11 protein-coding genes are annotated in these 13,484 nt (G+C 70.7%); 5 read left to right on the top strand and 6 right to left on the bottom strand.

All coding sequences use genetic code 11. The features are described from left to right. Positions 1-41: 41 nt before the first annotated feature. Positions 42-452 carry an META domain-containing protein gene (locus ACOOHE_RS07965; RefSeq protein ID WP_420457272.1) on the bottom strand — a complete coding sequence of 137 codons (411 nt, stop codon included), beginning with the start codon at positions 450-452 and terminating at the stop codon, positions 42-44. Between the two features lie 450 nt (positions 453-902). Between ACOOHE_RS07965 and ACOOHE_RS07960 the strand changes: the two genes are divergently transcribed. The 4 genes from ACOOHE_RS07960 (at position 903) to ACOOHE_RS07945 (ending at position 7,158) form a co-directional block, all read left to right on the top strand. Continuing rightward, a complete protein-coding gene (locus ACOOHE_RS07960; protein WP_420457271.1) occupies positions 903-2,357 on the top strand; it encodes an aminoacyl--tRNA ligase-related protein in 1,455 nt (484 codons plus the stop codon). Positions 2,358-2,528: 171 nt separating this feature from the next. After that, positions 2,529-3,173, top strand: a complete 645-nt coding sequence (locus tag ACOOHE_RS07955; RefSeq protein ID WP_420457270.1) for a hypothetical protein — start codon at positions 2,529-2,531, stop codon at positions 3,171-3,173. A 725-nt stretch (positions 3,174-3,898) separates the two neighbouring features. Continuing rightward, complete coding sequence (locus tag ACOOHE_RS07950; protein ID WP_420457269.1) at positions 3,899-5,545, top strand: DUF1800 domain-containing protein; 1,647 nt, start codon at positions 3,899-3,901, stop codon at positions 5,543-5,545. A gap of 2 nt (positions 5,546-5,547) precedes the next feature. Further along, entirely contained in the window at positions 5,548-7,158 is a 1,611-nt protein-coding gene (locus ACOOHE_RS07945) for a DUF1501 domain-containing protein (protein WP_420457268.1), read from the top strand. Positions 7,159-7,164: 6 nt separating this feature from the next. Here the strand turns inward: ACOOHE_RS07945 and mscL are convergent, their stop codons facing one another. The 3 genes from mscL to rpsO form a co-directional block, all read right to left on the bottom strand. Then, entirely contained in the window at positions 7,165-7,590 is a 426-nt protein-coding gene (gene mscL, locus ACOOHE_RS07940; RefSeq protein ID WP_420457267.1) for a large conductance mechanosensitive channel protein MscL, read from the bottom strand. Between the two features lie 352 nt (positions 7,591-7,942). Beyond that, complete coding sequence (locus ACOOHE_RS07935) at positions 7,943-10,210, bottom strand: polyribonucleotide nucleotidyltransferase (protein WP_420457266.1); 2,268 nt, start codon at positions 10,208-10,210, stop codon at positions 7,943-7,945. Between the two features lie 227 nt (positions 10,211-10,437). Continuing rightward, the gene (gene rpsO, locus ACOOHE_RS07930; RefSeq protein WP_420457265.1) at positions 10,438-10,704 is read right to left on the bottom strand and encodes a 30S ribosomal protein S15; all 267 of its coding nucleotides are present in this window, start codon (positions 10,702-10,704) and stop codon (positions 10,438-10,440) included. Between the two features lie 282 nt (positions 10,705-10,986). Between rpsO and ACOOHE_RS07925 the strand changes: the two genes are divergently transcribed. Then, positions 10,987-11,208: a DUF3072 domain-containing protein gene (locus ACOOHE_RS07925; protein ID WP_420457264.1), complete on the top strand. Its 222-nt coding sequence runs from the start codon at positions 10,987-10,989 to the stop codon at positions 11,206-11,208. Positions 11,209-11,259: 51 nt separating this feature from the next. Here ACOOHE_RS07925 and ACOOHE_RS07920 read toward each other — a convergent pair whose 3' ends face one another. Together ACOOHE_RS07920 and ACOOHE_RS07915 are read right to left on the bottom strand one after the other, a co-directional pair. After that, complete coding sequence (locus tag ACOOHE_RS07920; protein ID WP_420457263.1) at positions 11,260-12,807, bottom strand: aryl-sulfate sulfotransferase; 1,548 nt, start codon at positions 12,805-12,807, stop codon at positions 11,260-11,262. Positions 12,808-12,938: 131 nt separating this feature from the next. Next, complete coding sequence (locus ACOOHE_RS07915; protein WP_420457262.1) at positions 12,939-13,472, bottom strand: hypothetical protein; 534 nt, start codon at positions 13,470-13,472, stop codon at positions 12,939-12,941. Positions 13,473-13,484: the final 12 nt, after the last annotated feature.

The raw sequence follows: 13,484 nt of genomic DNA, 5'->3' as shown, positions 1-13,484 counted from the left end.
CCTCACAACGTGCCCCCCACACTCCCCGCTCCTCCCCAGCCCTACGGCTCGGCCGGGACGAACAGGATCTGCTGGCGCGAGCCGTCGGGCCGGACGATGAGGTAGGTCCCGTCGCGGCGGAGCACGGACTGGCCGGCGAGGTACGCCTCGAGCTCGACGGTCCCCGTCGGGCACGCCCGGCGCGTGCACGCGAGCGTGTTCGGGACCGTCAGCACGCTGTCGCGGACGGCGTAGCGGCCCGAGCACTGGTTGCACGACGAGACCGACAGCGAGCCCTGGGGCCCGAACGAGACCTGCTCCCCCATCCCCCGGTGGACCACGCCGTCGTCCGCGACGATCCGTTCGAGCGACCACGTGGTCCCCGGCACGTCGGCCGCGAGCCCGACGGGGGCCGACGGCCCGCAGCCGGCGAGCGTGCACAAGACGGCGAGGGAGGCGAGGACGACACGCACGGCGACCGGGGGAGTGGGCCGGCAAGCTACGGGCCGCGACGGTCCCGACCGACCGCGTCGGGAGTCCCCTCAGGGCGACCGCATCCTCGGCGAGCGTCTCCCCCTCCCCCCTCGCGGGCAGGGCCGCTACGTTCTTCGTCGGCCATACAAACAACAGCCGTCATTGGCTGGCGCCGTCGCTTCGCGGTCCCGCGCACGCGGGAATCCATCTGGTGCTCCGTCTCGGCGAGCGCCCCCCTATGGATCCCCGCGTGCGCGGGGATGACTACCCTTTTGTTTAGCAATCTGACTCGCCTCGCAGAACGTAGCAGCCCTGCCCCTCGCGGGGGAAGAGAGGACGCCACAGGTGCGCGCGCGACGACGTTGGAGGGCGGAGAGCCTGCGAAGGCGGGCCGATCGGTCTGGGCCGGCGCCGGACCGGGCTAGCTTTCGTCTTTCCCCGCCCCGGCCATGATCGACCTCGACCTCCTCCGCGACGACCCCGACCGCGTCCGCCGCTCGATGGAGGCCAAGCGGCTCGGCGACCCAGCGACGGTCGACCTCGCGCTCGACCTCGACCGCCAGCGGCGCGAGGCCGTCACCGAGCTCAACGGGCTCCAGCAGCGCCAGGGCGAGCTCGGGCGCGAGATCGGCCCGCTGATGAAGGCCGGCAAGCGCGACGAAGCGGCCGGCCTGCTGGAGGAGTCGAACGCGGTCAAGGCCCAGGTCAAGGAGCTGGAGGAGAGCGTCCGCACGCTCGACGCCGACCTGCGCGACGCGATGCTGGCGATCCCCAACCCGATCCACACCAGCGTCCCGGTCGGCGGCGAGGACGCGAACGTGGTCGAGACGGAGTGGGGCGACAAGCCGACGTTCGACTTCGAGCCGCTCCCCCACTGGGAGCTCGCCGAGAAGCACGGGCTGGTGGACTTCGAGCGCGGGGCCAAGGTGACGGGTGCCGGCTTTCCCTTTTACGTGGGGAAGGGCGCGCGATTGCAGCGGGCGCTCGTCGCCCTGTTCCTCGACCTGGCGACCGACGCCGGCTACACCGAGGTCCAGGCGCCGATCCTGGTCAACGAGGACTCGGGCGTCGGAACCGGCCAGCTCCCCGACAAGGAGGGCCAGATGTATGTCATCGAGGAGATCGATAGTGCTGAGGTCAATCGACTTTTGTTTCTGACCCGGTTCTTGCACGAGGGGATCAAGTTGAACGAGCAGTATCTCGATCTACAAACTCCAAAGAGCGATGGCGTCACCCCAGAAGAGAGAATCGCGGAAGGCAAGAAGCTCCTCGACGTAGTTCAAGAAAAGCTTGAAACAGCTCATCCTCTCTATCTCGTCCCGACCGCCGAGGTGCCGCTGACCAACTACCTCCGCGACGAGATCCTGGCGCCGGACGCGCTGCCCATCAAGCTCACCGGCTACACACCGTGCTTCCGCCGCGAGGCCGGCAGCTACGGCAAGGACGTCCGCGGGCTCAACCGGCTCCACCAGTTCGACAAGGTCGAGCTGGTCCGGTTTGTGGACCCGGCCACCAGCTACGACCACCTCGAAGAGCTCCGCGAGGACGCCGAGCGGGCCGTCCGGTCGCTCGGCCTTCCCTACCGCCGGCTGGTGCTGGCGTCGGGCGACCTGGGCGTGACACAGGCCAAGACCTACGACCTCGAAGTGTGGAGCGCGGGCCAGCGCCGCTGGCTCGAAGTGTCGTCGGTGTCCAACTTCGAGGCGTACCAGGCGCGGCGGGCGAACGTCCGGTTCCGGCCGGCCGAGGGCGAGAAGCCCCAGTTCGTCCACACGCTCAACGGGTCGGGGCTGGCGCTGCCGCGGATCGTGGCCGCGCTGTTGGAGAACGGCCAGCAGGCCGACGGGTCGGTCGTGCTGCCGGAGCGGTTGGCCGAGGTCGCCGGCTTCGACCGGATCGGATAGGGCCGCCCACTGGGGTCTACCGCAAGCTCCCCTACCGTGTCATCCTGACCGCGACGCACCTGTAAAGTTACGGCACCCAGGCCTGGGCTGTGCAGAGGCTGTGGACAACTGAGTGCTGCGAAGGGGTGTTCAGGGGGTTGTGCAGCGGCCGGGAGATGGTTATGCTCTGGCATGCCCAACGCGCAGGACTTCCTAATCCGCCAACTCAGCACAGACCTTGCTCGGCTGCGCGAGGTCGCGCGTGCCCGGGAAGTGCAGATCGAACGGCTTCGGTTGGAGAATGAGAAGGCCGCTGAGAAAGCGCGGGCGCTAGAACAAACACTCAACTTCTACAAGGAGCAGACACCGGCTGAGTTGTTCTCAGCTTCCGGCGACGGTGCTGCTGAACCCGAAGCCAGCGGGGCGTCTCCTGACGAGCCTCATTACTCGCTCACGGTCACCGAAGCAGGCGACAAGATCTTGCCGCCGGGGTACATCCGCACCGAGATCTTTCGCTTCATCCGCGAGAAGGGCCGGTTCGTCCACTCCGGCGAGGTTCAAGAGGCGATCCGAGAAGACGTGATCAACCGCTTCGGCGACGAGGATCTTGTCCCGCACCGGTTTTCCGTCTCGCGGAACCTCAAGACCCAATGGGAGAAGGGCAAGATCGCCCGCGTGGTGTACGGGAACGGGCTCCACAACTACTATCACGGACTAACCGAGTGGGTGGTCGGTGAGAGCGAGGAGAGGCGGTATGTGAGTCCCATCTATGCACCGCCCGCCGAGCAACTAGGCGACGCGGCCACGCTCGAACCCGAGTTCCCTGAACACGACTGAACCCTAAACCACATAGAACAAGACCGGAGACGCACAAGGGCGGGCGCGGATAGCGACGCGGAGGGCTTCCACCCCTCAGCCGGTAGGACGGCTGATCCGCTTTCCGCCTAGTGACGCGGGGTTATGGCCCACGGCCCGCGCCCGTCCCTGTGCGACTCTCAGTTTGTCAAATCCTGCCGGTAGCGGCTGCCACCGCTACCCGATGACCGGGCGGTCTCATTAGCCGCTAGTGCATAGCGCACGGTACTGGCCCGAGGCAGGCAGGGCGCAGGGGCTGGGTAACACCAGCCCCTGCGTTCCGTTGTGGGAAACGTACGCTCTGCGGCTCCTGCGCGCAACAGACACCCCAATGAAGGACGAACCGACCCCGAGGGGACAGCGCGGCCAACGCAGTGAAACGCTTGGTGTGAGATAGACAGAGCTTCTCCGGCCGGCGCGCCCTTCGAAACGGATGTCATCCCCGCGCACGTGGGATCCATGCGGTGCCGCAGTCGACCGGGAGACCGTATGGATTCCCGCGTGCGCGGGAATGACGGCATGGACGAGAGGGCGTTGAAGAGCTTGCCCAGAGGAGGACACGGCAGGCAAGGCCGCGAGCCCCACCCGAGGCGCCGCTCGCGTCGTCCTCGTGTAACCATCAGGGGCGCGCGTGCGTGGTGGACGGCGAACGGCGGTAATGTTTCCGCAGACGGAGGCCGATCCCTCTCAAACCCGCCGACCGCCCGATGGACCGCCGACGCTTCCTCTCCCCGTCCCGCCAGCGCTCGTCGTCGGAGTTCGAGGTGTTGCCCGGCGTGTTGGCCCGGGGCGGCGACGTCGACTGGGGCTACCGCGCCGCCCGGCCAGACCGCGCCGAGGCCCGCCGCGCCGACGCCGGCTCGGCGCCCGTCCCGCTCGACACCGACGCCGGCCTCGAGCCCTACGTCCCCTCCGACGACGTCCCGTGGACGCCGCGCCGGGCCCGGCACCTCTTGCGCCGGACCGGGTTCGCCGCGCTCCCCGCCGCCGTCGACGCGGTGCTGGCGGCCACGCCCGGCGCCGTCGTGGACGCGCTCGTGGACGGCGTGGTGGCCCTGCCCCCCGACCCGTCGCCGCCGTGGATCGACGACGCGCCGCCGCACTGGTCCGAGCCCGAGGCGGTCAAGCGGGCCTATTGGGACGAGAACTGGCCCCGGTTCCACAGCCGGCGGATCGCCTTCCTGATGGAGGCCCTCGGCGAGCCCGCCCTGCCCCCGCTCGACGACGCCGTCCGTGGCCTCCACCAGCGGCTCCGGGTGATGTGGCACAACCACTTCGTAACGCATCGCGAGAGCTACTCGCTCGCCCCGTGGGCCGTCCGCTACTGGCAGCTGTTGGGCCGGAACGCGCTCGGCAACGTCCGGACGTTCGTCCACCAGGCGGGGCTCGACCCGGCCATGCTGGTCTACCTCAACGGGGTCTACAACCGGGCCGAGGCGCCGAACGAGAACTACGCCCGCGAGCTCCTGGAGCTGTTCACGATGGGGATCACCGGGCCCGACGGACGGCCGAACTACACCCAGACCGACGTCACCGAGATCTCGCGCGCGTTGACCGGCTGGGGCGTCGACTACTACGGCGAGACGGCGACGCCGCTCGAAGCCGTCTTCGTCCCCGAGTGGCACGACACGGGGGAGAAGACCATCTTCGGACGGACCGGGCCCTGGGGCTACGACGACGTGATCGACCTGGTGTTCGAGAAGCGGACGAGCGAGGCCGCACACTGGATCGCGACCGTGCTCTACCGCGAGTTCGTCTACGACGTCCCCCACCCCGCCGTCGTCGCAGCGCTCGCCGACCGACTGGTCGCCGAGAACTGGGAGTTGGCGCCGGTCGTCCGGGCGCTGCTCCGGAGCGAGCACTTTTTCAGCGACGCCGCCCTCGGCGCCCAGATTCGGAGCCCACTCGCCCACCACGTCGGGGTCCACCGCGAGATCGGCTTTGAGCCCGACGCCGAGTTCGTCGGGGCGGTCCACTACACGATGATCCTGTGCGGTCAGACGCTGTTCGAGCCGCCAACCGTCGCCGGGTGGCCGGGCGGGCGGACGTGGCTTGACACGAGCCGCTTGACGTCGCGCTGGCTCTACGACTCGTGGCTGGTCTGGCAGCAGGAGACCTTCCGCGACTTCGCCGCCACCATGCCCGACCCGTGGGACGCCGCCCGCCTGGCCGCCGACCTCGCCGACGCCCTGCTCGGCACGCCGCTGACGCCGGCCGAGGCCCAGGCGCTCACGCCCATCCTGCTCAACGGCATCCCGCCGTACGAGTGGAACCCCCTCGTGCCCGGCGCCGAGAACCGGATCCGCCAGCTCGTCGGCCACCTGCTCCGCCTGCCGGAGCTCCAGCTCGCCTAGCCATGTGCAGCACCGCCCACGGACGCGCCATCGCCCTCGAGCACGGAGCGGCCCACGACCACGACCACGCCGCGTGGACGCGGCGCGACTTCCTCGTCCGGTCCGGCCTCGCCGCCGTCGGCGGGTCCGTCGCCGTCGGGTCGACGCCGGTCCGGGCGCTCGCGCGGTCGCCGCTCGTCGAGGCGCTGCGGCTGGTCGAGACCGACCGGGTGCTGGTGCTCGTCCAGCTCCAGGGCGGCAACGACGGGCTGAACACGGTCGTCCCGGTCCGCAACGACGCCTACTACCGGGCCCGGCCGACGCTCGGCATCGCGCGCGCCGACACGTTCGACCTCGGCAACGACCGGGGCCTGAACCACCAGATGGCCGCGGTCCGACCGCTGTGGGACCGCGGCGACCTCGCCATCGTCCAGGGCGTCGGGTACCCGGACCAGGACTTGTCGCACTTCCGGGGGACCGACGTCTGGCTCTCGGCCTCGCCCGCCGACGAAGTGTGGACGTCGGGCTGGGCCGGCCGCGTGCTCGCCCGCGACTTCCCCGACTTCGAGACGGACCCGCCCCTGTCGCCGCCGGCCGTCCAGATCGGGACGTCGGCGCCGCTGCTGTTCGAGGGCGGCCAGGCCGGCTACGGCATGGCGATGCTGGACGTCGAGGTGTTCTTGCGACTGGCGGAGGGCGGCGACCCGTACCCCATCGGCGACGCGCCGCCGGCCGGGGCCGGGGCCGAGCTCGGGTTCGTCCGCCAGATCGCCAACGACGCCTTCCGCTACCGCGGCGCCATCGAGGCCGCGACCGCCGTCGGCCACAACGCCGTCGCGTACCCCGACGTCGACATCGGCCGGGAGCTGGCGGCCGTGGCCCGGCTCATCAAGGGCCGGCTGGACTCGCGCATCTACCTCGTCTCGCTCGGCGGCTTCGACACCCACGCCGACCAGGCCGACGACCACGGCCGCCTCTTGGCCGAGCTCTCGGGGTCCCTCGCCGCCTTCTTCGCCGACCTCGAAACGACCGACGACGACGAGCGGACGCTGGCGATGACGTTCTCGGAGTTCGGCCGCCGCGTCGACGAGAATGGGTCGAAGGGGACGGACCACGGGACGTCGGCCCCGCTCTTCCTGGCCGGGCCCGCCGCCCGGGGCGGAATCGTCGGGCCCGACCCCGACCTCGACGCGCTCGACGACGACGGCAATCTGCGCCACGCCCACGACTTCCGCCAGGTCTACGCCTCCGTCATCGAGTCGTGGTTCGGGCTCGACCCGGCCGTGTCGGCGGCCGTCCTGGGCGACGCCTTCGAGCCGCTGCCCGTCGTCGAGCAGCTCAACGTCGCGAGCGCGCCGACGCCAGCCGTCGAGGCCGTCCGCCTCGACCCGCCCCGGCCGAACCCGCTGCGCGGGCGGGGCCGGGTCTCGTTCGCCCTCGCCGAGGCCGGCCCCGTCGTGTTGGACGTGTTCGACGTCCGTGGCCGCGCCGTCGCCCGGCTGGCCGACGGCGTCCGCACGGCGGGCCCGCACGCGGTCGACTTCGACGCGACCGGTCTGCCGGCCGGGACCTACCTCGTCCGCCTGACCGCGGGCGGCCAAGCGCGGACCGTGCAGGCGACCGTCGTCCGCTGACGTCGGCTACACCGGGCGGGCGACGAGGGCGTCGCGGATCTCGGTCAGCAGCGCCTGGTCGGCCGTCAGCTCGGGCTCGGCCGGCGTCTCCTCCTTTTTGAGCGTGTTGATCCACTTGACGACGACGAAGATCGAGAACGCGACGAGCAGGAAGGTCACGATCGTGTTGACCAGCGTCCCCCACTGGAGGACGACCGCGCCGGCCTCCTGCGCCGCCGCCAGCGTCGCGTAGGGCCCCGGCGTCGCCCCCTCCTGAAGCACGGTGAAGATGTTCGAGAAGTCGACGCCGCCGATGAGCAGCCCGACGAGCGGCATCACGATGCCGTCGACCAAGGCCGCGACGATGGTCGCGAACGCCGCGCCGATGACCAGGCCGACGGCCAGGTCGACGACGTTGCCCTTGATGGCGAAGTCCTTGAACTCGTTCCACATGCGAGCGGAGGGTGGGTGAGGGAGCCGGAAGGTCCGCCTTTTCGGGCTCGGCCACAACTCGGCCGCGCCGGGCCGGGGGTGGGCGCATGACAAAGTGCGACATCAGCGTCGCCCCCGAGACCCCCTGTCCGGGCACCCATCGCTCCGCTCAAGGGCGACCAGACTGTCCCCCTTGAAGAGGGACAGCGTTCCGAGCCGGGAGCGGAGGCGGGGCCTGAGCGACCTGCCGGAAAGCGGGGGGGTCGGAAGTCGCTGGCGTCGCACCCCGCCCCGGCAGCAGGACCGAAACGAAGTGCGCCCGCCCCGGCCGAAGCCAGGACGGGCGCTCTCGTCCGTCAGAGGCGGGCGTCGCTTAGTCGCGGCGCCGGCCGCGACCGCGGCCCCGGCCACCGCCGCCGCCGTTGCTGTCGCGCTCCTCGCGGCGCTTCTGCATGGCCTCCTTCTCCTCCTCGGTCGGCTCCGGCAGGAACGGCTTGCGGCTCACGCGGAGCTTGCCGCCGTCGCGGATCTCGATAAGCTGGACCTCGAGCTTGTCGCCGACCTGCGTCACGTCCTCCGGAGAGTTGACGTAGCCGTGGGCCATCTCCGAGACGTGCAACATGGCCTCCTTGCCCGGCATGATCTCCAAGATCGCGCCGAACGGGAGCAGGTTCTTGACCGTGCCCGTGTACTTCTCGCCGACCTCGGGCTGGGTCACGATGCCCCGGATGATGTCGACGGCCGCGTAGGCCGCGTCCATGTCCGGCGCGGCCACGGTCACGTAGCCCTTGCCGTCCTTCTCGTCGATGTTGATCGAGGCGCCGGTGTCGGCCTGGATCCCCTTGATGATCTTGCCGCCGGGCCCGATGATGGCGCCGATAAAGTCCTGGTCGATGACGACCTGGATGAGGCGCGGGGCGCTCGGCGAGATGTCCTCGCGGGGCTCGGCCAACGTTTCGGCCATCTTGTCGAGGATGTGCTCGCGGCCCTTCTTGGCCTGCTCGAGCGCCTCGCGCATCGTCGACATCTGGAGCCCGTCGATCTTGATGTCCATCTGGCACGCCGTGATGCCGTCTCGCGTGCCGCAGAGCTTGAAGTCCATGTCGCCGAGGTGGTCCTCGGTGCCCAGGATGTCGCTCAGGACGGCCACCTTGTCGCCCTCGGCGATCAGACCCATCGCGATGCCCGCGACCGGCTTCTCGACCGGGACGCCGGCGGCCATGAGCGCCATCGAGCCGCCACAGACCGTCGCCATCGACGACGAGCCGTTGGACTCGAGCACGTCCGAGATGATGCGGACGGTGTACGGGAACTCCTCCTCGCCCGGCATGAGCTTGGCGAGCGCGCGCTCGGCCAACATGCCGTGGCCGATCTCGCGGCGGCTCGGGCCGCGCAGGAACCGGGTCTCACCGACCGAGAACGGCGGGAAGTTGTAGTGGAGGTAGAACCGCTTGTCGGTCTGGTCGAACAGCTGGTCGACGGCCTGGACGTCGCGGCCGGTGCCGAGCGTGACCATGACGAGGGCCTGGGTCTCGCCGCGCGTGAACACGGCCGAGCCGTGAACCTTGGGGAGCACGTCGACCTCGGTCCAGATGTCGCGGATCTCGTCCGTCTTGCGGCCGTCGAGGCGGCGGCCGTCGTTCAGGATCATCTCGCGCATCACCCGGCTCTCGGCCGCCTTGAACGCCTCCTTGACGTCGTCGACCGAGTGGCCGTCGTCGGTCGCGGACGGGCGGACGTCCTTGCCGTCCTCGGTCTCGCCCGAGATCGGGAAGAGCTTGTCGATGAGGCCGTCGCGGATCTCGCGGACGCCGCCGTAGAAGCTGGCCTTGTCGTAGTCCTTGCGGAGGTGGGCGTCGACCTCCGACTGGATCATGCCGTAGACCTTGTCGACCAGGTCGGCGTCGGCGGCGACCGTCTCGTACTCGAGCGGCTCGGGCGCCCCGTCGCGCTCGTCGCGCTGGGCCACGAACTCCTGGATCCCGGCGACGATGGTCTTGATGGCCTCGAAGCCGAACTCGAGCGCGGCCACCATGTCGTCCTCCGAGATCTCGTCCATCTCGCCCTCGACCATCGCGATCGCGTCGGCCTTGCCAGCCACGATGAGGTCGACGTCGGACTCGGCCCGCTGGGCCTGGGTCGGGAACAGGACGAACTCGCCGTCGACGCGGCCGACGCGGACATGCGCCGTCGGGCCGTCGAACGGGCTGCCGGAGAGCGAGAGCGCGGCCGACGAGCCGATCCCGGCGATCACGTCGGCGTCCATCTCGGCGTCGGCCGCCAGGACGTAGTTGAGGACCTGGACCTCGTTCCGGAACCCGTCCGGGAAGAGCGGCCGGATGGTCCGGTCGATAAGGCGCGACGTCAGCGTCTCCTTGTCGCTCGGCCGGGCCTCGCGCTTGAAGAAGCCGCCGGGGAACACGCCGCCGGCCGAGAACCGCTCGCGGTAGTCGACGGTGAGCGGGAAAAAGTGCTGGCCGTCCTTGGCGCTCTTGTCGGTGACGGCCGTCGACAGGACGACGGTGTCGCCGAGCGAGGTGACGACGGCGCCGTCGGCCTGCTTGGCGAGCTTGCCGGTCTCGATGGTCAGCGTTTTGCCGCCGACCTCGATGGTTTGGGTGATAGCCTGGGGGGCTGCCATGGGGGTGTGGGGTGCGGAGCCGGTCTGGTTCGGGCTCCTGATGAGAGTCGGGGCGGGGCCTCCGGGAATCCGTTCTCGGGCGCGCCGGGCCGGACGCCGTAGCGTCCGCCGGGCGCGTGCGAGAACCGACCACCGGGGGGCGTCCGCCCCTGGAGTGTCCGGGCCCGCCGGTCGGCGGGCCGGAACGAAAAACGGCGGCGCCCCGCAGTGGGACGCCGCCGAGTCGGTTAGCGCCGGAGGCCGAGCTCCGCGACGATGGCGCGGTAGCGCTCGATGTCGCTCTCGCGGAGGTAGGCCAGGAGCCGGCGCCGCTTGCCGACCATCTTGAGCAGGCCGAGCCGGGACGCGTGGTCCTTCCGGTGGCCCTTGAGGTGCTCGGTCAGGTCGTTGATGCGGGCGGTGAAGATGGCGATCTGGACCTCGGGCTTGCCCGTGTCCTGACCGCTGGCACCGTGCTTCTCGACGATGCTCTGCTTGTTGTCCTTCGTGATCATGGTCGATCCTCTGCCGATCTGCGATGCGGGAGAAGACCGTCGCCCCGGTCGATCGGGGGTGGGGCGGACAGTCGTATGAACGCTTGTTGAGCGTCTTTAAAAGGTATGAAAGGGGCCCCTCCATCGGCCTCTGCGGTCTCTTCACGGCGGCGCGCGCCGTCCCCGACCGCGCGGTCTCGGACCGCGGTCCGGGCGGCCCTGAGCCGGGTCTGGGGGATCCCGGTGCGACGCACCGTCGGCACAGGGCGGCGGGACCTTGGGGGCCCACCCTCCCCCATCACGATGGCGACTCCGCAAGACCAGACCGACACGACCTCGAACGCCCAAAAGGACCCGGACAACTGGACCACCGGCGACGAGGAGATGACGGGCGCCCAGCGCTCGTACCTCCACACGCTCGCCCAGGAGGCCGGCGAGGACCCGGCCCAGTACGACGGGCTCAGCAAGGCCGAGGCCTCGAAGAAGATCGACGAGCTTCAGGCCGAGACCGGCCGCGGCGCCTGACCTCGCGCCCTCGCTTTTCCGACGCCCCGGCCGCCTGGTGCTGCCGGGTCGTCAGCGTGCCGGGTAGAGCGGCAGCCGCTCGACGCGGTGGAACGTGATCCCGAAGGGCGCCTGCGGCGGGCGGATGGTCGCCTCGAACACGACGGCCCGCGTCGCCCGGTCGACCTCGACGACGCGGCCGACCGGCCCGGCGCTCGTCGGGACGGCGCCCGGCGCGAACAAGACGGTCCCCGCGCCCGTGTGGACGTCGACGTCGGACACGATGCGGGAGTAGGTCGCCGCGCCGCGCTCGCGCCCGTACTCCCAGAGCTGGCGGACCGTCCCGGCGGCGGCGTCGACGCGGTAGATCACGGCGCGGCTGTAGGTGCCCGGCTGCTGGTAGCCCCGGTTGTCGCCGTTGTCGAACACCGCGAGCGAGCCGTCCGGCAGGACCTTGGGCGCGTGCTGGTACCACGCCCACTCGAAGTCCGGGTGCCGCGCGGTGCCGTCGAGCACGGCCGCGTCGGTGATGGGCTGGCCGTCGGCGTCGAGCGGCTGCAACAGCTTTGGCTCCAGGTCGGACCGCCAGCCGCGGTGCGGCGCCAAGATCCAGACCACCCGGTTGTCGCGCGTCAGCTTGACCAGGCCCTGGGTCCGCCCCGAGACCACGATCGTGTCGTCGGCCGGGTCGTAGGCCAGGCCGTTGCCGTGGAACCAGTCGACGTCGAGGTCCGCGAGGTCGGTCGGCCACGCGCGGCGCGTCGGGTCGAGCGACTGCCTCAGGTCCCACACGGTCACGATGGCGCCGGACACCCGGTCGATCTCGATGACGTGGTCCTCGACCGTCGGCGCGCCGTCGCGGTTGACGGTCGCCAGGAAGTTCCCGTTCGGCATCTCGAGCACCTGGTGGTGGAACGAGAACCCCGGCATCGCCCACGACTCGACCCGTCGGCCCAGCATGTCGACCTCGTAGATCCGGCCCGAGTTGCGGTCGCCGAAGTAGAGGTTGCCGTTCGCCAGCCGCTCGACGCCGTCGTCGAAGAACAGGCCGCCGAGGTCGGGGTCCCCGGAAAAATCGAGGGCCCAGCGGATGGCGCCGGCCGCGTCGAAGGCGAACGCGCGCTGGGGCGTGACGGACCCGGCGTGGCCGAAGTAGCTGACCAGCGTCAGCCCGGGCTTGGCGCTCGCGCGCGCGGGCACGTCGACGGTGACCTCGGGGAAGTCGGCCGCGAGCGGGCCCGCGGTGATCGACAGGTCCCGGGTTCCGAGCGACGCCCCGTCGGCCCCGAACAGCTCCAGCGTGACGGCGGTCTCCTCGCCCGGGTAGAGGCCGAGGACCGGGACGCGCTGATCGTCGGCGAGGTCGGTGAACCGATGGCGGATCTCGGTGCCGGGCCCGCCCTTCCCCTCGACCGTCACCTCGACGGCCACCGGCTGCGTCGTCGCGAGGGTGACCTCGGCCGAGAGCGGCGCGAGCCCCGTCGGGTCGACGCGGACGGAGAGCGCGGTGATGACGCCGGTCGGCTCGGGCGGCGTCGGCTCGGGCCCGGTCCCGTCGCAGCCGGCGGACGCGAGCACGACGGCGAAGGCAACGACGCGGGCGAAAGTGGTGGGGCGCATCGGTCGGGAGAACGCGGGCCCCCACGATACGACCCCGTCGGCCTGGAGGAAGCCGTCGCCAGCTTGGGGGGTCGCGCACCTCGGTTCCTACCTGGTTCCTCTCGCTTCAGCTCCGGATTTGCCAGGCGAGTTTACCCGCGAGCCGGTCGCGCGTAGGCGGCGCGGCTGAGGCCCAGGCGTGGGTCGTTGTACTCGACCACCACAGCGCGGGTACCCTCGGGTGCGGACACGCTCTCGATGTGGACCTCGACCTCGGACGGCGCGGGGGAGCAGACGGGGCGGACCAGGCCGTCGGCGTCGCCGCACACGGGCCGCGGCAACGCGGCCACCGACTCGCGGGTAACCGCGACGACCAGCGTGTCGCCGGCCGCTGCGGCGTCCAGTCGAACGGCCCGAATCGGCTCGTAGCCGCGGACCGTGGCCCGTCCGAACACGTGCGCATCCGGCTGGGCTTGGGTCACCAGCCGGACGCCGCCCGCCGGGACATACACGGACACGATCTCGGCCACCGAGCGCTCGACTTCGACCCGAACCACGAGCGTGTCGACGGGACCGGTGGCGGCCCGCGCGTCCAGGAAGCTCCGCTCGCTCCCGTAGTCGGGGAAATTGCAGTCGAAGCAGCCGACGAGGAGAGTCAGGGCGAGAGAGGGGACGAGGAGACGCACGGGGGTCAGGGT

It is taken from the genome of Rubrivirga sp. (assembly GCF_965213695.1).
In the GTDB taxonomy this organism is placed as follows: domain Bacteria; phylum Bacteroidota; class Rhodothermia; order Rhodothermales; family Rubricoccaceae; genus Rubrivirga.
Note: the sequence above shows the minus strand (reverse complement) of the source record. Positions and strands in the feature narration are given on the sequence as shown.